At 28.1% G+C, this 19,526-nt stretch carries 19 protein-coding genes and 3 pseudogenes; 6 read left to right on the forward strand and 16 right to left on the reverse strand.

Annotation, left to right across the window (positions count from 1 at the left end; all coding sequences use genetic code 11):
- Positions 1–293 precede the first annotated feature (293 nt).
- Positions 294–719: a hypothetical protein gene (locus AAID94_04615; GenBank protein ID XAK23145.1), complete on the forward strand. Its 426-nt coding sequence runs from the start codon at positions 294–296 to the stop codon at positions 717–719.
- A gap of 161 nt (positions 720–880) precedes the next feature.
- On the opposite strand, the gene AAID94_04620 is transcribed toward AAID94_04615, so the two are convergent.
- Entirely contained in the window at positions 881–1,396 is a 516-nt protein-coding gene (locus AAID94_04620; GenBank protein ID XAK23146.1) for a hypothetical protein, read from the reverse strand.
- A gap of 451 nt (positions 1,397–1,847) precedes the next feature.
- On the opposite strand from AAID94_04620, the gene AAID94_04625 reads away from it, so the two are divergent.
- The 3 genes from AAID94_04625 to AAID94_04635 all read left to right on the forward strand — a co-directional run bounded on the left by AAID94_04625 (position 1,848) and on the right by AAID94_04635 (position 3,276).
- Positions 1,848–2,180 (forward strand): hypothetical protein, encoded by a 333-nt coding sequence (locus tag AAID94_04625; protein ID XAK23147.1) that lies wholly within the window; start codon positions 1,848–1,850, stop codon positions 2,178–2,180.
- Positions 2,143–2,697, forward strand: a complete 555-nt coding sequence (locus AAID94_04630) for a nucleotidyl transferase AbiEii/AbiGii toxin family protein (GenBank protein ID XAK23148.1) — start codon at positions 2,143–2,145, stop codon at positions 2,695–2,697. The genes AAID94_04625 and AAID94_04630 overlap by 38 nt, the downstream gene beginning before the upstream one ends.
- A 237-nt stretch (positions 2,698–2,934) precedes the next feature.
- Positions 2,935–3,276 (forward strand): hypothetical protein, encoded by a 342-nt coding sequence (locus AAID94_04635; protein XAK23149.1) that lies wholly within the window; start codon positions 2,935–2,937, stop codon positions 3,274–3,276.
- A gap of 184 nt (positions 3,277–3,460) precedes the next feature.
- On the opposite strand, the gene AAID94_04640 is transcribed toward AAID94_04635, so the two are convergent.
- From AAID94_04640 to AAID94_04650, 3 genes are all read right to left on the reverse strand, one after another.
- Positions 3,461–3,610: a hypothetical protein gene (locus AAID94_04640; protein XAK23150.1), complete on the reverse strand. Its 150-nt coding sequence runs from the start codon at positions 3,608–3,610 to the stop codon at positions 3,461–3,463.
- Positions 3,611–3,766: 156 nt separating this feature from the next.
- On the reverse strand, positions 3,767–4,129 hold the full coding sequence (locus AAID94_04645; protein ID XAK23151.1) for a hypothetical protein: 363 nt from the start codon (positions 4,127–4,129) through the stop codon (positions 3,767–3,769).
- 33 nt (positions 4,130–4,162) lie between these two features.
- Entirely contained in the window at positions 4,163–4,480 is a 318-nt protein-coding gene (locus tag AAID94_04650) for a S24 family peptidase (protein ID XAK23152.1), read from the reverse strand.
- A 91-nt stretch (positions 4,481–4,571) separates the two neighbouring features.
- Here AAID94_04650 and AAID94_04655 point away from each other — a divergent pair.
- Positions 4,572–4,857, forward strand: a pseudogene (locus AAID94_04655) (Mor transcription activator family protein).
- A gap of 63 nt (positions 4,858–4,920) precedes the next feature.
- Positions 4,921–5,316 (forward strand): hypothetical protein, encoded by a 396-nt coding sequence (locus tag AAID94_04660; protein ID XAK23153.1) that lies wholly within the window; start codon positions 4,921–4,923, stop codon positions 5,314–5,316.
- Here AAID94_04660 and AAID94_04665 read toward each other — a convergent pair.
- The 12 genes and pseudogenes from AAID94_04665 to AAID94_04720 form a co-directional block, all read right to left on the reverse strand.
- A pseudogene (locus AAID94_04665) lies at positions 5,294–5,893 on the reverse strand (phage tail protein). The gene AAID94_04660 and the pseudogene AAID94_04665 overlap by 23 nt on opposite strands.
- A 4-nt stretch (positions 5,894–5,897) precedes the next feature.
- A pseudogene (locus tag AAID94_04670) lies at positions 5,898–6,514 on the reverse strand (S24 family peptidase).
- Between the two features lie 192 nt (positions 6,515–6,706).
- The gene (locus AAID94_04675; GenBank protein ID XAK23154.1) at positions 6,707–8,413 is read right to left on the reverse strand and encodes a DUF2326 domain-containing protein; all 1,707 of its coding nucleotides are present in this window, start codon (positions 8,411–8,413) and stop codon (positions 6,707–6,709) included.
- Entirely contained in the window at positions 8,404–8,631 is a 228-nt protein-coding gene (locus AAID94_04680; protein XAK23155.1) for an ABC-three component system middle component 6, read from the reverse strand. Before AAID94_04680 ends, AAID94_04675 begins: the two co-directional genes overlap by 10 nt.
- Before the next feature lie 3 nt (positions 8,632–8,634).
- Complete coding sequence (locus tag AAID94_04685; GenBank protein ID XAK23156.1) at positions 8,635–9,210, reverse strand: ABC-three component system protein; 576 nt, start codon at positions 9,208–9,210, stop codon at positions 8,635–8,637.
- A 181-nt stretch (positions 9,211–9,391) separates the two neighbouring features.
- Positions 9,392–9,742 carry a hypothetical protein gene (locus AAID94_04690; protein ID XAK23157.1) on the reverse strand — a complete coding sequence of 117 codons (351 nt, stop codon included), beginning with the start codon at positions 9,740–9,742 and terminating at the stop codon, positions 9,392–9,394.
- A gap of 1,341 nt (positions 9,743–11,083) precedes the next feature.
- Positions 11,084–13,132, reverse strand: a complete 2,049-nt coding sequence (locus AAID94_04695; GenBank protein XAK23158.1) for an ATP-dependent helicase — start codon at positions 13,130–13,132, stop codon at positions 11,084–11,086.
- 1 nt (position 13,133) lies between these two features.
- Positions 13,134–15,140 carry an AAA family ATPase gene (locus AAID94_04700; protein XAK23159.1) on the reverse strand — a complete coding sequence of 669 codons (2,007 nt, stop codon included), beginning with the start codon at positions 15,138–15,140 and terminating at the stop codon, positions 13,134–13,136.
- Positions 15,141–15,160: 20 nt separating this feature from the next.
- Positions 15,161–17,125: an AlwI family type II restriction endonuclease gene (locus tag AAID94_04705; GenBank protein ID XAK23160.1), complete on the reverse strand. Its 1,965-nt coding sequence runs from the start codon at positions 17,123–17,125 to the stop codon at positions 15,161–15,163.
- A 12-nt stretch (positions 17,126–17,137) separates the two neighbouring features.
- A complete protein-coding gene (locus tag AAID94_04710) occupies positions 17,138–18,058 on the reverse strand; it encodes a DNA adenine methylase (protein XAK23161.1) in 921 nt (306 codons plus the stop codon).
- A gap of 1 nt (position 18,059) precedes the next feature.
- On the reverse strand, positions 18,060–19,112 hold the full coding sequence (locus AAID94_04715) for a DNA adenine methylase (protein ID XAK23162.1): 1,053 nt from the start codon (positions 19,110–19,112) through the stop codon (positions 18,060–18,062).
- Between the two features lie 38 nt (positions 19,113–19,150).
- Positions 19,151–19,369, reverse strand: a complete 219-nt coding sequence (locus AAID94_04720) for a helix-turn-helix transcriptional regulator (protein XAK23163.1) — start codon at positions 19,367–19,369, stop codon at positions 19,151–19,153.
- Between the last annotated feature and the right edge of the window lie 157 nt (positions 19,370–19,526).

Genomic DNA, 19,526 nt, shown 5'->3' on the forward strand with positions numbered 1-19,526 from the left:
AAAAACCGAAATAATTATAAATAAACCACGATCAGCCTAAGCTTAAGACAATTTACCAAAAAACACTTAATCGAATTATGGGCATTGTTAATCCCTACGCTTGAAGGACTATAATAAAGATTAAAATTACATATTAACTTGTAATCAACTTGAAGTTAAGTTGTAGTCAGATAAAAAAAGAAATCCGTTCTAAACCCCATAAAATAGGTATTTGATAGCAAAAATACTTGCAAAATTTATTAAAATATGGTATAATTATGTTATATAAATAAGTTAATATGAAAGGAATAACAATGGATAAAGCAGCAAATATGAAATTAAAGATCACTTTTATTGTGTTTCTTGTATTGATTTTAGCAAATATAGGCATTTTATTTATAAGCAAGAATGAAATATTCACAAAAACACTTATAGGCTTAATAGCGATTGCTTTCATTTTATATTATGTTTTAGCGTGGATAAAAACCATAAAAAGTATTAAAAAAGATAGTTCTAAAAGTGGAGTTAAAAATCTTTTCATAGGTATTTTAAAATTACCTTATGAATTAGTGAAAGTGGTTTTAAAGATCATCAAAAAAACATTTTCTTTTTTCTTTGGTTTAATAGATGCTTGTGTTGATGATACAGTTAAGTCGAGAAAAGCCTTAGATGAGTTTAATTCAAGCGAACAACTAAATGGAAAATCGTTAGATCTCTCAAATATGAGTATGCTTAAATGATATCTCCTCAATAAGCTAGAAAAATTTCTAGCTTATTCTAATTATCATTCTTGCAAACATTTTTCAAATTTTTATTACATACTTAATATTTCCACAAATAAAAAGCAAAAACATATTTTAACAATATTTATAAGCAAGCCAAATTTAGCTTGCTTATATTATTAATTTGAAGGTATTTTAGGAGCAGGAGGAGCATAATTTGGTGCAGAGTTATTGCCTCCACTATTTGAAGGTTGTATTAAATTTCCATTTGCATCTCTCGCACCTGTCCAAAAATTAGAATCAAAAAGTTGCGAAGGATTGTTTATGGCTGTTTGAGTTACAGTTCCTAAAGCATTTACAGTATTGTTAAATGAACCCTTTGCTCCATCAGCAGCCATTTCTGCAACCTTAACACCATCATCCACTGTTCTTTTAGGGGCATCTTTGCTAAATTGATTTGTCGCATTAGCAACCTGTCCTTGAACTTCTTGTTGCACTGTTCCTTGTGAATTGCCTTGTCCCCAAGCTGTATTTTGTCCTGTGAAATCTAAGTGTCCATTTCCCATAGTTTTCTTATCAGCTTCATAATTATTTCCAAATCCTACAGCCGATGAATCTACTGTGCCATAATTACCTTTATGGATTGTAGAAGCTGCAGAAGGACTATAATAGCTTTGCATACCTACAGAACCCATAGTATTTTGCGGACTATTAAAATCTCCTGCATTAAAGTATTTATTGCATATTAACTTGTAATCAATTTAAAGTTAAGTGTAGTCAGATAAAAAAAGAAATTCATTTAAAGCCCCATAAAATAGTATTTAATACTAATATTACTCGTGAAATTTATTAAAATATGATATAATTATGTTATATTAATTGAGAAAGGAGCTACTTATGATGTTAACTGTAAATAATATAGATAAAGCTGTACAAAGCGTAGTAAGTCTTTCTCCAAAAAGCAATACTTGAATTCATCAAGAAGGTTTTGTTTCTTCAGAAGAAACCGTAGTGGCTTTAACTAATCCTGTAGATCGTAGGGTTTTTGATAACTGCAAATATTTTAAGAAAGCATTGCAAAAATAAATTATCCACTTATTTTTCAAAAAATAATTTTAGTAAAATTGCAAAAAAAGGAAAATTCTAATGAAAAAAGATAAAATGCAAATAGCAGAACACATTTTACAAAATTGCTATTGGGGAAATACTACTATGACACCTAGTTTTATAGTAGAACATATTAACGATAAAGACTTTGCAAGAACAATTTTTAGTGCTATTTTTCAAAATTCTCTTACAATGTTTGAAGATTTAAAGATTATCGATAATGAAGAATGGATAAAAGAATTCATCATTTCTCAAAACCAAAGATTAGGCTATCACAAAAGATTTTATTATGAAGAAAGGCTTGACGAGCTTATCGCACATTATGGGATAAAAGATGCAGGAAAAAGAAGAGAAGTATATCCAATTGTATAAAACACAAGACAAAGTTCTTGATCTAGTTGCAAAAGAAAAATTAGATTTTTATCTTACAGGTGGAACAGCTTTGCAAAGATTTCACTATAATCAATTTAGATTTTCTGATGATTTGGATTTTTTCTTGATTAACAATGGAATTAAAAACCATACTCCAAAAGAATTTAATGATTTTGCAAACATGCCAAAAGATAATAATATAGATTTTGAAATAAAAGTTTCCAATCAATATTTTACTCAACTTTACATCAAAGAAAATAACCTTAAAATAGATTTAGTCAATGATTATGTATTTCACGAAAAAAACGATTATGTAAAACTTGAAAATGGTTTGATAATAGACGGTATACAAAATATCTTTGTAAATAAACTAGAAACTTCAATTTCAAGAGACGAGCCAAGAGATTTGTTTGATATTTACACGATTTTAAAAAACAGTAAAATAGATATTGAAAAAAGTTTTGATATTTTAGATAAAAAACCAATATCGAACCAAAAGATATTATTAATAAATTAAAAAATATTAAATTAGAACAAATTCAATATAATAAAATTAATACAAAGAGTGATTTTATTATAAAAGATTTTTTACAAAATTTTCACAAGTCCATTGATGAAAATTTTAATTCTTAAATAAAAGAAATTCGCTTCAAACCCTATAAAATAGGTATTTAATAACAAAAATACTTACAAAAATTTATTAAAATATAATATAATTATGTTATATAAATAAGTTAATATGAAAGGAATAACAATGGATAAAGCAGAAGTAAAACTTAAAAAATCAAAAATGACTATAACCGAAAAACTCATACTTGCTCTTTGGCTTTCTTGCGGAGTTGCAGTTATTGTTTTGCTTTTGGTATATTTAAAAATTATCACTAGCTTTATAGGTATTTTAGGGCTTTTATCTGTATCTAGCCTTGTAATTGCTTTTGTATTATTCCTTGCTAAAAATATAAAAATAGTTCCCTATGATGAGAAAAAGCATGGGAAAATAAGTGAAGATATTGAAAGAAGAATGGAAGAAGATCAAGAAAGATCAAGAAATAATTTTACAATGTATCAAATTACAGGAGATGCAGGTTGGCTATAATTTAGACATCGCTAAGCCTAGCCAAAAAGCTAGACTTATTTTTTACTTATAGTATAAAGGATTTTGTTGTAAAAATTGGTAAAACTTTTTATTTATATAAAATTATGTCGACGGAAAAATAAAATGTCGCATTTTTGCAACAAATTATCTTTCTTTCAATCTTAAACTTAAATTGTAATTTTAATTAATATAAGCTAATTTCTTTATTTTGGTTTAATTCAATTTTGATCACATTACCTTTGTTATCAAAAATAATGTGGGCATTTTGAGAGTATTCTCCCAAAATTTCGCTTTTTGCTTTGAAGTTTTGCAAAATCATAGATATAGCTTCCATTCTCTAAATTTTATATTTATCACTAACAAACTTATCTGTTGCGTAAGAGGGTTTGGTTAATTCTTCTTTGACTGCCTTGATACCCAATATATTTTCTTGATTATCTTTGCCAAAATTACCCATCACAAAGCTCGGATCCGCATATTTATTAACTCTTTAATTGCTGAGGGTAAAGGCGACTTGGCATCTTTCTGCGCTAAGTGTATAAGAAGTATTTTGAGGATTTTTTATAGTCCATATTTCATAAAACACGCATTCTTTAAATCGTATAGGATCAATTTCAAATTTTGGTTCTATATTCGAAGCTTGTATAATAGCGTTTCCCATGCTTATATTTTCATTAATAGTTTTTTGCATTTTTTCATAAAACCTTGCTTTATCTGAATAGGTTTTATTATAAAAAGCTTTATGAATATCATTTTGAACATCTAGCACATTAGTGTTTGTGTTATACCCACCGCTTTCGCAACCTGCTAACAACAAAAATCCTAATCCTAAAATATATTTTAATATTTTCATTTTACAATCTCTTGCAACTTAAATTATAAATACCTACAATCTACCTATAATTTTAATTTCTTCATCTTCTTTCATGATGATAGGCGGATAGTCTTTATTATCACTAATTAATGATAAAGGCCGCTTTCTTGGTTTCTTTACAAAGACTTCACTTTGATATTCTATCACATAAATCCCACCCTCAATCATAGAATCATCATCTTGAAAAATTATCATCTCATCTTCTTTTATAGTGGGTGTCATACTATCCCCTATCACTGGGATAATACCTATTTTTAAAAATCCTTGGATGTTAAACATAAGTCTTAAATCTTGTTTATTAATAAGTGTAGAAGATGCTAATGAAATCATCTTAGGTCTTAAAAACTTAGAAAACAAACATCCATAAAACAAAATTTAACTTTTTTACCATAATCTGAAAAATACTCAAATAGGACTAGCATTGCTTAGCAATAACGAATACTTTAAATATTTTATTAATTTTGCAAAAAACAGTGATAAGAGAAAAATTTTAAAAGAATTTGGCGGTGTAAATATTTATATACCAAGCTATAAAACCCCACTTAGAGATGAAGAATTAAAAGAAGATTTTAAAACGCTTATAAAACAAGGTTTAACCACTAAAAATGCAAGTGTGGAATGTGCTAAAAAAATACAATTTAAGTTTAAATGCCGTGTATTTAATCACTAAAGAATTAAGAGAAAATTTGGAACCAAGTTTGTTTTAATATTTATTAAATTATAATTGATTTAATTAAAATTAATTATAATTTAATAAATGAGGGATTATTATGAATAATAATTATTTGTCAATAGAAATTTGTCAAGAGTATATTTTTGACTACAACAAAAGCGGTATAGAATGTCTTAACGATACCTTAATGCATATTAGTCCTTTGTTTCAAAATAGTACTCGGTATGAAGTTGCTTTTAAGACTTTTAAAAATAGTAAAGATAAGGACAATAAATTTCAACAACAGATAAAATATAGAAATCATCTTTTACACACAATAGAATATACAGCCATTTGCAAAAACAAAGTGAAAACAATAGATGAAAATCCTTTTGTTAAAGTTGAAATAACATGTGAGGCTATAAAATATATAACCAATTTAGATGAAATGGCTAAAAGTGGCATTATAAAAGATATAAGAATTAAAAAACTTAACTCTCAAACTCCACGCTAATTACATAAGCTGAGTCATTAAAATTATGACTCACGCTTTTAATACTAAATTCATAATGATCCATATTAATATCTTTAATCTTTAGTTTTCCACCTGCTCTTATTTCACGTCCAATAAGCTCACATCTTCCATTTAATCCACCTTTTTGAAGCTCATTGAGTTTTGCTTGCGCTTTTTTAAAAGCTTCATTATCATTTTTTGGATTTTATACACATTTTCTCCACTTCCTACTTTTATGCTTTTTATCTTTGCTTCATTTATATCTTGCCATTCTGCTATTACAGCTGAGTATTCATTTCTAGCACTTTCTGAAATTTCTAATGAAATACATTCTTTTAAAGCTATTTTCAAATAAGGGTAAATTTTCATTCTTGCTTGTGATATTAGCAGCATTATCGCCAATCTTACCATCTACTTTCTTTGACGCAGCAAATAAAACCATAATCAAAACATATACTATACAAAAATTCTAAATTACTTTGATTATTTTGTAAAATGCTTACTATATTTTGATTTTTAAATTATTCTCGTTTGCGATTTTTCTTGCTATGATAAAAAGAGTAGTGTTTTCAAAGGAAATATTAGCTTCGTTTGGCTGAATGTGTGCTGCTACATCTTAGAAGGTCTGTAATTGCCACACCAATTAGCAAAAAATCTCCATTTTTATAAAAGATATCTTCATATAAAGGATTTAAAGAGTGTAAAATCACTCCATCATCTAGTTTTAAAACTTGTTTTATAAAGAGTCCATCTCTAGCATTGATCACACAAATACTTCCATCTTTTATAAATGACTCCATGCTTTCTCCATAGCAAGTGATAAACTCACACTCTTTACTACCAAAAAAGTTTAATAGTTTTTCATCCACAATAAGTTCAGAGCAATCTATTAAGTCATTTATTCCACCTCCGCCTAAACTCGCATTTGTTTTATAAAGCTTTAAAATTTTATATTTACCCTCACATTCTAATTGATCTTTTGGGGAACTTCCATAGAAGAAATAATTAATACTTATATATTTCTTTGATTTAAAAAGTTTAGGATTTGTGGATATGGAATGGAGTTTCTAAATTTCATAGAATTAAAAGTATCAGGATGGATACCTAATTCTTTAGCTATATCTTTAGTCTTTAATTCTCTTTTGCCTTCACTGGCTAATATATCTTTTAACTTTTCAATCACTTCTTGCATTTGCATGATCAATCCTTTTATTTTAATTTAAAAGAAATTAACAAAAAATTGCAAAAAGCAATGAAAAGATTTTATTTTGAAAGATTAGAATATGGATATAAATTTCGTGTTGTAAATTAAAATTATGAAAGTTTTAAACAAAACGATTTTGTATAATAAAAATCAAAATAATTTGATTTTTTAAAATAAAAATTTTATTTAAAATCCAAAAAATTTATCGCTATCGGATAGTTCTAAAATTATATTATCCTTATATTTTTCATAAAATTTTTCAATTTTATCATAAATAATAGGCACAATAAATTGTCCATTTATATTATTTGATATTTCAAATAATTTATCAATTCTTTCAATATCTATTACTTCAATCTTATCATAAGCCACAAAATGCGGATAATTAAGATTTGCTTTGTTTATAAAGTCAATATATGCCAAATCAAAAGCTGATATAGTAGCTTGTTTTTTACCACTCCCTTCATTACCCATAACATTTTTAGTATAAAAATAAATAGGATCTTTTTCTATATCATATGATAAGAAAAAATCACTATCGTATAAAATTTTAGAATAGCGACTAAATGATTCATTAAAAATGGCTAATTTATCATCAAAATCATGCAAATTTTTATTTATCTCTTCTTTGATTTCTGATAACTTAGTGTTGATATCGTTTATTTCTTTTTCTACCTTTTCTAATTCATTAAGTAAACTTTCATTTTTCCCTTTTTCTTCTATTAATTTTTCTATTTGTTCGTTTAATTTGGTATATTCCGCCAATGATCCAATTTTCGAAAGTTTTTCTAATAAATCTGAATATTGTTTATATAAAATATTTTTTTCACATAGCAGTTGTGTTGTGTCTGTTTCAATTTTATCTAATCGGTTATTTAGATAATTTATTTCATTAGCAATCATTTTGTTATGAAAAGCGACTGTTTCATTAAAACTTTTATGTAAATTATCTAGATAAAAATTAGCTTCTTCATATAATAACTTTAATGATTGCATATCACTATCGAAAATATTATCGCAAAGCTCATTAAGCTGCTTTGTTAGTATGGATTTTTTTAGATTATTATTAAAAATATTATTTTTTACTTCCATGAGTTTTAAATGTATCTCTTCCAATTCTTTTTCTTCTAATTCATACTTGTCATCAATTTTAAAATTATCTCTTTGTTGGTAAAGTTTTTCTAATTCTTTTTTATTAATTTCTAAAATTTGCTTTAAATCTATGATACTAAATCTTGAAGTTAAAGCCTTTTTTATGCCTATTTTATGATTTAATTTATGCTCTAATTCACCCTTTAATAACAATAAGTTTTTTGCTTTAAAATCAAATAAAAATAAATGTATTTTTTCATACATGGCATTTGGAGTTGTTTGATGCACGAATCTTAACACATTATTTATTTGTTGATCATCTTTTCTAATAAATTTTGGAATAAGTTGCCTTAATGTTGGTTTTTCATCTTGATTATTAAATAATATTTCTTTTAATTTTTGTTTAAAATCTCCTTCCATAAGTGTATCATTTGACCATATGTAGTCTTCGATTGAAAAATCTTTTCTTTCATGTTTATAGATAATTTTTCTTAAAATTTTATATTTTATATTTTTTTGTATAGAATTACTAAGAATAATTTCAAAATAAGGTTGTTTTTTTGTCAAGAAAGAAAAAATATCATCATTGATTGTTTTAAATTCTTTATCTTTGTATAATTGTTCAATTTTTCCACCTAAACAAAAATCAATACATCTTATTAGTGTTGTTTTTCCAATATTATTCGTTGAGCCGTATTTGTCAGGAATTCCAACAATAAGATTTAAGCCATTGGGATTAAATTTTACACTTCGTATATTTTTTCCAAAAACATCTTTAATAATTAAAGATTCTAAGAACATTTTATTATAAATCCCTCTTGAGTAATCTCTATATAGTTAGCTAAATACAACCAATCTAAAATCAAAATAAATTTTTTTATTTCAACATTATGCTTTTTTTGAAATTGTTCATATAATTCAAAAAGCGAATATTCTATGTTTTTATTTTTTAAAATTTCAAGCAAAGCAGCACCCAGAAAGTAAAGGCTTTGCTTCGGATTTCTTTCTGTAATAATCATAAATTATAGCCCTTTTATAGGTTTTTCAAATATTTTGCACAAAGCAAATACATAAAATACAATATAATGAGTACAGCTAATATCATCTATGCTTAAATCAGTATTTTGCTTTAGATCGTTTTCTATTTCTTCTAATATATTATTTAAAGTTAAATTTGGATCATTTTTATCATAAAGCCTTATATATTTATTTTTTACATATTTAAGCAAACGCTGTTCGAAATTAACATCTTCTGCTGAAATAATCATAATTTTTTCTTTTACAATATTATAATTTTCCATATAATCATGAAAGAATTCTTTAAATTGTACTAAATTATTATAGTTAATTTTTTCTTCAATTGTATATTCCCCAGTGTCTGGTTTTTCAAATTGAAGGTTAATAGTAAATTCGGATATGTTTTTTAAAATATTTCCTATAGACATTTCATGTTTTATTGGATAATTAAAGTTGTAAAATTTATTAACTTTAACATCTCTACCAGCTGTGTAATTATTACTTCCATTGATAGTTTGCTTATTGATATCGATCTTAGAATTTATACCAATAACTTTTTTAACAATTAAGATACTTGCCATTAATCCTAGTATACTACATATACCAGTTACGAATAAAAATCAATCATTTGTTACTATTTCATGCATACTTAACTCCTTATTATAGTTTTACTTTTATTATATCATAGTATTATAGAATACAATACAGCTACTATTATTTATTAAGTAACAAGATAAATCACAAGTCTTTAATTTTCATGATTTATTGAATTTCATCAGACAGTAAATATTGTATTTTTTCAACTATTTGTGAAATATATTCAAGCGCTCCATTCACATTCCCTAAGCAATAATACTCACTATGCTCAACCAGATCTTTTATATTCACTCCTTTAAGTTCATTTTCTAAAAAATATTTTATATCATTTTTTCTTTGAACTGTGGCATGAGCATATTTAACTCCTAATACAAAATTTATCGGATTTGTCCAGTTTTGTCCTAAAAGTAGTTCATTTTTGATACCAAAATCAGTATAATGACACTTTAAATATTTTCTCAAAATACCTTCTAGCTTCAAGGAATATTTACTCACAATATCGCCTATAGTTTCCATAGTCTTACTCCTATTTTTTGAATTTAATTATAATATTTTTCCATAAAAACTATAAAAATATTATAAAAGTTAAATATAATAAAAAACTAAGTTTTTTATGTAACTATCCTTCAAACCTTAAAGCTATAGATAGTTACATATTATTTTTAGTAGTTAAAATGTGATTATATACTGTTTTATAAGGATAGCTACATAACTAAGAAAACATAAGAATACTTTAAGTAAAAATGTAACTATCTTATAGGGTTAAAAACATTTTTGGGATATAAAATTTAAAATCAAAACTCGTATTTATCTGCCTTTTAAACAGCATTTAATCAGTTTTTTGAGATAAAGCGGACATTTTGGGATACTTGGGATTTTTTACACTTTAAATTAGGGAAGATAAAAAGTTATTTTTATATACTTAAAAGCCTATTATTTGGGGTTATTACATGTTCTTTTTAAAATACTCCTCGCATAAAGGCACAAATCTTGAGCTTGTACAAAAATTATTCAAAACTACTACAATATACTCTAAAACTAATAAAGAAAATACAAAGAAATTTTAGCGAATGCAAGCTGGCAAGAATATATTAAAAAATAATATACAATCGTAGATTTCCTTTCAAGTTTTTATTTTAAAAACAAGCCTTTTTTAGAGCTTGTTTAATATATTTTGTTAAACAATATTAGCAACATCTATTGCATAGTTAACAATCAAATCAAAACAACCTACCCTGCTTTTCACCTCTCATAGATTCAACAAGCATTTCTTCATTTATATTTTCCTCAACCACTCCATTTTCACATTTCCATATTTTCCATTTATCATTGATCTTCACAGGAAGGTAAAAAATATACCCTGTTTTTTCACTTGCATAAATATAAGCTTCTTTTAGTTTTTCAATTTTTTCTTTATATAAAGTCTCATCTATATTTGAAGAACTACTTTTATTTACACTTTTTACTTCAAAAATATGAATTCTATTTTGCTTATCTTTAAAGATAAAATCAGGATAACTTGTGTGTTTTCTTGTATGATAATAATCAAATTTAATATTTGATTTATCTATGAAATTTTTTCCAAATAAATAAACTGTTTCGTCATCAACTTCTATAAATTTACAACATTTGCCTTTTGTTTTACTAAGAATTTTAAACCATTCCTCTTCGGCTTCACTATCAAATTGAAATTCCTCTTCTTTATTAGTCCAAATCCCACTCGCTCCCCATAAATCAATCTTAAACAGATTTGTATGGGTAATTTAGCAAGCAGTATCTACATTATTTGTATTATCGGTAAAGCATACGCTATCCGATTTTTTGTTGCCAAAATGTTCCCATTGAAATGACGGCAATCTATACTGAGATACTATGAATTTCCCCGAAGATATTTTTTATCCCCTGATTAAAATCCGTAGTTTTATCAACATATAAAATACGAAGATTTTTAATCGCTCGTGTAACAGACATATACAAAAGATTTTTGACTCTTGTAATTTTCTCCTTTTTTTCGTTGTTTAGAAAATTCTGACATTGATAATGAGAAAAATAATAATCGAAATAGTTCCCATCTCTACCAAAAGCATTTCCCATAATGATAATTACATTATCAAATTCCAAACCTTTTGTTCCGTGATATGTATGATAAACCACATCCCCATTAGTTTCTCTTTTGATAAATCGATGCCACGATTCGCAAATTGATATTTCAAGATTAAGTATTACTTCTAATTTCTCCGTAGCTTCTTGGTTTTCTGTTCCATTTGGAAACAGAATTCCTGCAATTTTTTGTTTTACATCAGTTAATGATAAATTTTCCACATCCAAAATAGATTTCAAAAATGTAGTACAATGCCCTGAAAAATCTTGATTTGCTATGTTAATAAGACTATTTAAATACTCAACAAATGTGCTTCCGGCTGCTTGGTTAAGGTTTGATATAAATGCTCGAAGATCGCCTAAATTCATTTTTTGTTTCAGTTCGATCGGCAAAAACTCCGCAATTTGTGTTTGCGGATCACGAAGCTTAGAGTGTATGTCCATGATCTTATAGTATATCAATTGAGCATTTCCTAATTTTTTTATATCGTCGCTGAGCAACTCAGTGTTTAATACATCATAATTACCACCTTTATAAATATCAGCTTCTTTAAATGCATTATAAAGAACACCAAAACCACTGTATTCTGCAACGGAACTATTAGTTAATAGAAAGCAGTGCAGTTTGTTGTTATTATTTATACTCCATTGCTCCTTATATTTTTCCAAAAACGCATCTACTTCTTCCAATGTTCCTTGATAAAACTTTATACTACCTCCTGCGCTATCACTAAAAATAGAACGTTGTTTGATTTCATCATTCCTAATTCTATTGGCAATAGTTATAATTTCCTTGGCAGAACGGCGATTGAAGATTTTATTTATTACCACAATTCCATTGAGTCGAGCTTTGATTTCGTCACCTATACCATCATCGTAAATATTTTGCGCACTATCCCCAAAATACCCAACGCAAAAAGGATGATTAATCTCTTTCGAATATTCAATCAGTGAAGATAAAATATCAATTACATACGGATTTGTGTCTTGATATTCATCAACAAAAATATAAGGATATTTATCAATAATTATTTGTTTTAAAGTGTCGTATTTTAAAACTATTTCTCGTGCATATTCAAGCAAAGTGTCGTGGCTAATTCGCATTTTATGTAATGCATCATTATTGTATCGTGCATCATAAGCAACGGTTTCATATCTTCGCTGTTTTTGCTCAATTGCTATTATGCATTTCCTGTAATTATCAAGCTTAAATAATGATGTAATAATTTTCTTGAAGTTCTTAATATTGCGTAGTATAGAAGGATAATCACACAATTTATCTGAAAAACTTGCCTTTATTTCCGCAGCGGGTTTATTATATACTCCATAAAACAGATTCTTATTATAAAGCATAATCTCAAATAAAGCGTTCTTTTTATCCTCTGATAATGTTTGATAATTTACAAAGTTTCTATCGTTTGATATTTTTTCTTCTATTATAGCGATTTCTCTTTTTAATTTGTTAAAATGTATTTCAACTAACTGAGGCTGATAGTGTTGAATTACATCCCACATTCTATCGTGGATCGTAGAAACTGTTGCTAAGCTGGAATTACCTAATCGTTGTTTTATTTCTTCCGCCGCAACATTAGTAAATGTAATACAAATTACATTATGATTGTGATATTTTAGGGATTCACCTTTTTTCGAGATTAGGTATTTCAAGCTTTCCACTAAGGAGTATGTCTTACCGGCCCCTGCTCCTGCATTGAAAATAAAACTCGTATCATCATCTATGCAAGCAAAGATCTTTTTGTTGATATTATTTTCGATGGTTTTGTTTCTTTCCGAAATAATTGATAACATTTTACTCATCCTCGCTTAAAGACTTTTTAATATGCTCCAATCCTTTCAAAATATACTTTGGCAAAGCAGGAAGACTTTTTTCATCACTAACTATTAGGCTGTATAGTATGTTATTTGAAAATTGACTTTTATCCTCACTCAATTTTACTTGCCACCAATAGGAATTCTTCTGATTATTTTTGACATCTGTTTTTATTCGCTCTTTAAATAATTGTGGTTTCAAATTCTTCAAAATTGCATTCAATAGACTATTATCATAATTGGTTAGAATATACGATTCTTCAAAACTTGTTGGAAAATATCGACCTACCTTGGTTTGGTATGCTACATAAATATTATCGTCTTTTAAAAACTCTGGAATAGATTGAAGTTCATCTATATGATAAAACGCCTTAATAGTTTGATTTGTAGTTTTGCGATTTGCAAGAGTTGATATTTGCTTGTATTTATCTTTTTCTCCCTTTGTTCTCTTTATATCTAAGTCGGTTATAATTAACACGGGTATATCTAACAATTTTAAAAGTTTAGTATATACTAAGGCGTGAGCACCATTTATATTAAAAACAGATATATAAAATTTATCCAAATCTTTGTTTTGTTCAACATAATATGGCAATAAGGAATACTCAGAAACACCCTCCACCATAATTATTGCATCCGAGAAAAATAATTCTGAAACTTTAAATTTGATATGGGTTTTTAAGAATTTTAAGCTTTCCTCTTTCGTAGCATTGTCTTCAACAATTTTATCATCATCCAATACCACTACTTTGGAATAACCGTTTTTTATAGTTATATAGTTTATGCTGTTGAATGTGTTTCCACTATGTATCTTACTATTAACTATGTGGGCAGAATGCGTAGTAATAATTAGCTGACTATTGACATTCTTGTGCTTACCCTCAAACAATGTAGCAATAGATTCATTAATGTTTTTAATGAAAACCTCTTGCATTTGGGGATGCATATATGTTTCAGGTTCTTCTATGGCTATCAAATTCACCTTGCTGTTGAAAGATGTATCCGGATATTTCTCCATATAATCAATTAAGCTTGCAAGGATCATCATCAGATTTGTGTATCCTAAGCCAAATTGATTTTCTGGAATATTCATGCCTTTTTCGACATATTCGTATTTTATCAAGTTGCTCATCAGCTTTTTGAAGGATAGATCAGCTGATAGTAATACTTGTAGTTTTTCTTTGGAAACAATTTTAGAAAGAGATGTATTTATATAGCTGGTGTGTTGATCGTCTACAGTTTTAGTTAATGTTTTATTTATTTCATTTATCTGACTTTGGATAATTTCTCGATTCGTAGGATCAATTACTTTTTCGTATCTATACTTAACTATCTTATTGAATGCTTCCGATAAACACTGTTCACTATGGATATTGTTTGCAGCAATTGGTGTGATTTCGATTAAACTTCCTAATTTAAATCCCTCTACCTTTTGCATATTGCAATTGTAGTAATTCAAAGAAAAATCCTCGTTATCAATCAATTGCAACACTCTTTTTAGTTGCGTCCTTTCGTCGAACGGCAAAACAAGCGTTTTAAGGTGATCTTCAAACAAAATTTTATCGACAACTTCATACTTTGCAAATATGACCAACTCGCCTTTTTTCACATTATCCAAAGTAAAAAAAGGAATTAAATTAGTGATTAAATCTTTATTGTTCTTATCTATACCTATGATGATTTTAAAATCAATAGAGGGTGTATTGTCTTTATCCGACGAATATGAAGCCAATAATTGTTTCAAATACTGAAAATTAAAATCGGAGGAAATAAATTTGTTGGATTTTATGAGTTTTATTAAGACTTGAATGACTGTGCTTTTTCCACTATTGTTTTTGCCTACGACTAAAGTGGTTGTTGGTGCCACATTAATCTTGCCATCTTCCTTTAATTGGGTTTCATAACTTTCAGCATCAACAAATTCAACGGTATTGTATTCCATCCCGAACTTTCGAAAGTTTGTCATTTGTACGCTCTTTAAATACATAAAATCACCTACTTTGTAAATTAAATTGAATTTTTTATACAGCCATCATACCACATATGTGGCGGGAGTGCTAAATTGAATGCCTCCTCGAAAATCGGGTACAATTCTTTATATGTTCTACCGTTAGACACAATTTTCTTTAATTCCGATGTTTGCAACGGAATAATTTTCATACCATTTACAGATTTAGAATAGTCCTGAGTATCATAAAACGGCATTGATTTTCTACCTCTAAAATCAGCAATTACATTAATATCAAGGTAGTTAGTTGCAAAAACGCAGTATGAATTAAGATTTCCTGTGCGTATTAAATGTCTTCCTAAGTGTCTTGATACCGGCTCCATTTCCATTCTGCGCTGGTTCGTGCTATCTGCAAGTGTCGCTTCAAGAAGTAATGTATGTTCTGGATAAGCTTCAGTTGCACAATATTCATAAACAATATCGGCTTCACCGCCTGCAGCGTGTGTTTTGGGAAGGAGATCAGCGTCAAGCGAAAGTTTCATATAATCAAGAATTTTTCCTTGTCTTTCACTTGCTTTATACCACAAGATTCCCAATACATACTCAAAAATGGTAGGCACATCAGCGTTATCAGTAACCATATTTCTAATTTCAGTATCGTTTCTATCTTCAAAATAATCAAGCAATGACAGCAAATTTTCATCAGTAAATTTAGTATCGATAAGGTGTTGCAATCTCTGATAACGATTATCCTCTAAGGCTTCACGAGCTGCTTCAATAGTAGTTACACTTAATCCGAGCTCCTCATTAATACCATCAATAATCGTATCGTCACTAACAACAAGGCAAGCCGAAATACTTTCAATACTGCAATTTTCATAAAGTAATTCAGACTTAACAAAAATATCTGAATACAGTTGATCCATAACAGATTTGAAAAAATATTGCGGAACGACATCTAATTTAACTGTATCATCTTCGAATAGTACAATATCAGTAGTTTTTATGTAACGACGATTTAAATCAAGGTAATCAGAAAGAGTAGCCTTAGCTTTAAATAAATGCATTGTTTTAAAAAACGCCTTTTTAAACTCAATTTCTCCAGTAACACCATTAAACAATGTAACTTTTAAATGATCTGAAGGAAATTTACTGATTGCAGTTTCAGAAGTAGTATCAAATAAGTAACTACGCCACCATTTCCCGATTTTTATGTCTTTAGTCGCAGAATAAACAGATGGCAAACTATCAATATCATCTTCCACAAAAACTCTATATAATGCTCCATACAATTTAAAATATGGCTTGTCGTACTGTCGGCTTTTTCTGTTCAGCCCGATTTCACATATTAAGCTTTCTGTAACATCGTTTTCAATAAAGTAGTCTAATGCCGTGTTATAGTTATTCATATTCATTAGACGATTTATTATAATGTTATCAATCGTGGTATCATTAGTTCTTAATTTTTTGATTCCCTCGATGATTTCATCCGTTTCATTCGCACCTACACACAAAGGCAGTAAATATGTATACTCATCAAGTGTCAAATAATCAACTTTACTTAATAAATAAAGTAATACTAAAAATGGTCTTACAGTTTGTCCCTCTACTGTATAAGAAGTTTTCAACAACTGTTTTAAATAAATAAAGCTATCTTTTGCAATTTGAAATTGATTATCTGACGAGAAATCATTTTCAGAACTAATATGTAGCAATGCCTTGCCAGCGTCACTTAGCTTTCTGTTTTCATTAATTAAACCAATATCAACTAAACCCGAAGTTTTTTCACGGGCATCTTTCGGTTTGTTTTTTGCATTGCCTTCTACAAATCCTTTTTGTTTTATAAAGTCATAATAACGAGCTTGCAACTCATTATTTCCAGACCAGTTAATATTTTGATTTTCCCTTAAAATCCAAAACTCATTCAAAAGAGAAAGCTGTTCTTCTATTGTTTTGTTAAAATTCTTTGTTCTAAAGCTTGTTGTCCCCAAACTCCAACAAAAGCTTTTATAAGGTATATTCATAACAGCTCCTCCTTAATAATTTAAGATTAAGACTTCTTCGGAAGTGGAAATCCTATCTTTAGTTTGATAATTTGAATTAGAATAGCTGTAATTCAACGATATAGGTCTATATTTATCACTATTTTTGTTGAGCCATTCAATCAAAATATGATTTTCTTTGCCCTTGCTTCTAAGAACATTAGAAAATGCAAAACGAATATTTTTTTCGGAAAGTGTGTCTAAAAACGCTAACAAATCACGCTCAGATTCTTCATTCCAGCCGCCTTGTTCATTGTAAGTCGCACAAGTAATAAGATACGGTGGATCGACATATACAAAATCATTACTATCTAATTCTGAAATATCAAATTCCCTGAAATCTTTACAAGTGAACATACAATTTTGTTCTTTTATTCTGTCAATAAATGCAGATAATTTATCTGCCATTTTTCGATTAAAATCTCGCTTTCCGACAGGTAAATTAAATTCCCCACAGGAATTAAAACGAATTTGATTATTGAAAGAGTAAACAATTAAAACATATAACATTATATAGTAGTAATAGTCAAAGTTTCCATTAGCTTTTCTTTGGTTAAATTCAGCTCGCAATTGTAAGAATTTCTCTTTATTGTACGAACCTAACCCCTTACTGCTTTCACATTTGTAATAATCATATCCGTTTTTACTTACAAGAGATAATTGGTATTTATCAATAATTTGATAAATCCATTCAAATGTAGATTCTTTATCCAAATTCTTTAGTGCATTGTAAAGGTATAGCAAGTTTTGGTTTAAATCATTGTATATAATTGTGTTTGCATCAATATTTACCCCTACATTACAACCCCCGCAGAATAGATCAACAAAAATATCAATATCTTCAGAGAAGTATGGCAATATCTGAGATAGTAATTTAAACTTTCCGCCCGTATAATTAAGTGGAGACTGAATCATATCACTGCTCCTCATTGAAACAAGTACACAAAAACAATCGCTCTGCATTGTCTGAGATATTAGATTTACCTGCTGAAAAAGCTTTATAGTTTTCTGAAAAGACTTTCACTGTTCCTTTGCTTTGTAATATACGCATTATATCTTCATCTGAAATTTTAGCATTTGAACGACCATTTCCCTTAGTAGCCATATTGTTATATGAAAACAAAATGTATCTTGCATTTATATTTTTAATCAAGTCTTCAAAAGCTTCCGTTGCACTTTGAGTACAATATCTGCTCTTCATTTTTGTTCTATCCATTTTCTTTGCGACGCCATAAACATCAGGCTTTTCCCATCGTGCAACATTCTCAAGCAAATGATATGCATCGCAATATTGGCGAGAATTATATGGAGGATCAATGTAAATTAAATCCGCTGTAATATCTTTTACCAACTCATTGGCGTCTTTATTAAAACATTTATTATTAGAATTATTATGAACCTCTGCTAAAGGAACGAAAAGTTCAAGCGAAGCATTAAACCCTGCACCTTTGCGGTATGCATCATAATGTCCACAAGTCTTCGCAATCTTATCCATAGCATATAATAGTGAAGTTATCAAGATTGCTCGTTCTCGTTCGTTAATCTTACCAGCAACGAAATTTTTTTCTATATCTTCTCTTACGAAGCCAATTTTAGAGCAATCATTATAGCTAAAATAAGTATTAGCAAAATTATCTGTCATATAATTAGCTTCAAAATCTACATAAGAATTGTAATGAACAATATAATCTATTATTAATTGTGGATTATATTCCTGAGCGCCAAACCAAGCTAGATTACAAATAAAATTGCTATACATCAAATCGTTTGTGGTGATAATTTTATCCGTAAAAGCTGATGAAACCGCACCTGTACCGGCAAAAATATCAGCAACAGATTCAATTTTTTCACATTCCTCATTAACAACCTTAGTGATAAAAGGGAGGAGCTTATATTTGTTTCCCAAATATCTTCGGTTATTTATCAATGATGTTTTATATAATTTTGCATTATCTGTTGCCATCATCATTGTCCTCTTTTCATAATCTTATTTACTATATATAACAATTAAATTCCTTCAAACAATTCGGATATTGTTACGCCTAATCCGTTTGCTATTTTTTCAATATTCTTTAAAGCTATATTTCGTTTTCCTAACTCAACACTCGCAAAATAAGTGCGGTCCATACCAATTTTCAACGCAAATTTCTCTTGGCTTAATCCTGTTTGACTGCGTAATTCTCTAATTCTATTACCAACTCTTTCAGTAATCATTGTATTATCCATAGCAAGCAGGCTCCTAACAATATAATTAGACATTTTATATTATATAAGAAAACGGACTATAAGACAACCGTTTATAAGCAACTTTTTTAATTTTTGTCGAATACAATCTATCTTGTAGATAAACTGTACTCGACTTATTATTAGTAAAATATCATCT

The organism is Campylobacter coli, from assembly GCA_039516895.1.
GTDB classification, from domain to species: Bacteria; Campylobacterota; Campylobacteria; order Campylobacterales; family Campylobacteraceae; genus Campylobacter_D; species Campylobacter_D coli_B.

Bases quoted from the DNA above. Each gene is read 5' to 3' on its own strand.
- AAID94_04615 (XAK23145.1), top strand. From the start codon at position 294: ATGGATAAAGCAGCAAATATGAAATTAAAGATCACTTTTATTGTGTTT.
- AAID94_04620 (XAK23146.1), bottom strand. From the start codon at position 1,396: ATGGGTTCTGTAGGTATGCAAAGCTATTATAGTCCTTCTGCAGCTTCT.
- AAID94_04625 (XAK23147.1), top strand. From the start codon at position 1,848: ATGAAAAAAGATAAAATGCAAATAGCAGAACACATTTTACAAAATTGC.
- AAID94_04630 (XAK23148.1), top strand. From the start codon at position 2,143: ATGCAGGAAAAAGAAGAGAAGTATATCCAATTGTATAAAACACAAGAC.
- AAID94_04635 (XAK23149.1), top strand. From the start codon at position 2,935: ATGGATAAAGCAGAAGTAAAACTTAAAAAATCAAAAATGACTATAACC.
- AAID94_04640 (XAK23150.1), bottom strand. From the start codon at position 3,610: ATGGAAGCTATATCTATGATTTTGCAAAACTTCAAAGCAAAAAGCGAA.
- AAID94_04645 (XAK23151.1), bottom strand. From the start codon at position 4,129: ATGAAAATATTAAAATATATTTTAGGATTAGGATTTTTGTTGTTAGCA.
- AAID94_04650 (XAK23152.1), bottom strand. From the start codon at position 4,480: ATGATTTCATTAGCATCTTCTACACTTATTAATAAACAAGATTTAAGA.
- AAID94_04660 (XAK23153.1), top strand. From the start codon at position 4,921: ATGAATAATAATTATTTGTCAATAGAAATTTGTCAAGAGTATATTTTT.
- AAID94_04675 (XAK23154.1), bottom strand. From the start codon at position 8,413: ATGTTCTTAGAATCTTTAATTATTAAAGATGTTTTTGGAAAAAATATA.
- AAID94_04680 (XAK23155.1), bottom strand. From the start codon at position 8,631: ATGATTATTACAGAAAGAAATCCGAAGCAAAGCCTTTACTTTCTGGGT.
- AAID94_04685 (XAK23156.1), bottom strand. From the start codon at position 9,210: ATGGCAAGTATCTTAATTGTTAAAAAAGTTATTGGTATAAATTCTAAG.
- AAID94_04690 (XAK23157.1), bottom strand. From the start codon at position 9,742: ATGGAAACTATAGGCGATATTGTGAGTAAATATTCCTTGAAGCTAGAA.
- AAID94_04695 (XAK23158.1), bottom strand. From the start codon at position 13,132: ATGTTATCAATTATTTCGGAAAGAAACAAAACCATCGAAAATAATATC.
- AAID94_04700 (XAK23159.1), bottom strand. From the start codon at position 15,140: ATGTATTTAAAGAGCGTACAAATGACAAACTTTCGAAAGTTCGGGATG.
- AAID94_04705 (XAK23160.1), bottom strand. From the start codon at position 17,125: ATGAATATACCTTATAAAAGCTTTTGTTGGAGTTTGGGGACAACAAGC.
- AAID94_04710 (XAK23161.1), bottom strand. From the start codon at position 18,058: ATGATTCAGTCTCCACTTAATTATACGGGCGGAAAGTTTAAATTACTA.
- AAID94_04715 (XAK23162.1), bottom strand. From the start codon at position 19,112: ATGATGATGGCAACAGATAATGCAAAATTATATAAAACATCATTGATA.
- AAID94_04720 (XAK23163.1), bottom strand. From the start codon at position 19,369: ATGGATAATACAATGATTACTGAAAGAGTTGGTAATAGAATTAGAGAA.